General features: G+C 57.6%; 1 protein-coding gene. It reads right to left on the bottom strand.

The window, feature by feature from the left end; genetic code table 11:
• Positions 1-271: 271 nt before the first annotated feature.
• The coding region (locus EOB49_RS34415) for a hypothetical protein (protein ID WP_206526199.1) at positions 272-682 on the bottom strand (411 nt) is incomplete at its 5' end.

Raw genomic sequence — 682 nt, 5'->3', positions numbered from 1 at the left:
GGCGGTGTGCTTGGGTCTGCGCCTTGTCGCGCCGCTCCCGCAACAGCTTGACCAGACCGGCAAGATCGCCGTCGGAAAGCTCCTGCACCGTCGGATGGTGCGATTTCTTCACCAGTTCCTGTTCGTCAGCGCTCAGCGCACGTGCCGCTTCCTTGCGTGAAATCGCCATGAAGTCGTTCCTCCGTTGGTGGAGCTTGCCTCTTCCGCTCGTCCCAGGCCGAAGTCTGCGTCCAAACGACGGTCCGATCAAGGTACAGGGAAATCCCGGTGATCAACCACGCCCCAAAAGCCGTGAGAAAAATCCCGTTGGCTTGACACGGCGCGTGGGAACAGCATGACCGACACTTTCCATCAGCGCCGGCAGTACCGCCCCCTGATGAAGGCTGGCCGAAAAGTTCTCGGTGATGAATTCCAGCGTCGAATCGTGGAACGTGAGTACAAAGTGCTGATAACCGGAAAACAGCTCCGGTGTATGGGACGTATGAACCCGATTTGCCTTTTCGAAGGAGGAGATCCAGGTAGAATTGAGAACTTCGAACGCGGAATAAGGCTGCAGCCCAAGTCCATAGAGACGGTGCCCGCTGATGGCTTCGTCGTTCGACGGGCCGAATTGCAACGCCAGATAGGGTTCTGCCGTTAGGATTACGATCGATTGATCGCCGGTCACAGACGAGATCGAGCG

The organism is Mesorhizobium sp. M7A.F.Ca.MR.148.00.0.0 (assembly GCF_003997735.1).
GTDB lineage: Bacteria > Pseudomonadota > Alphaproteobacteria > Rhizobiales > Rhizobiaceae > Mesorhizobium.
Note: the sequence above shows the minus strand (reverse complement) of the source record. Positions and strands in the feature narration are given on the sequence as shown.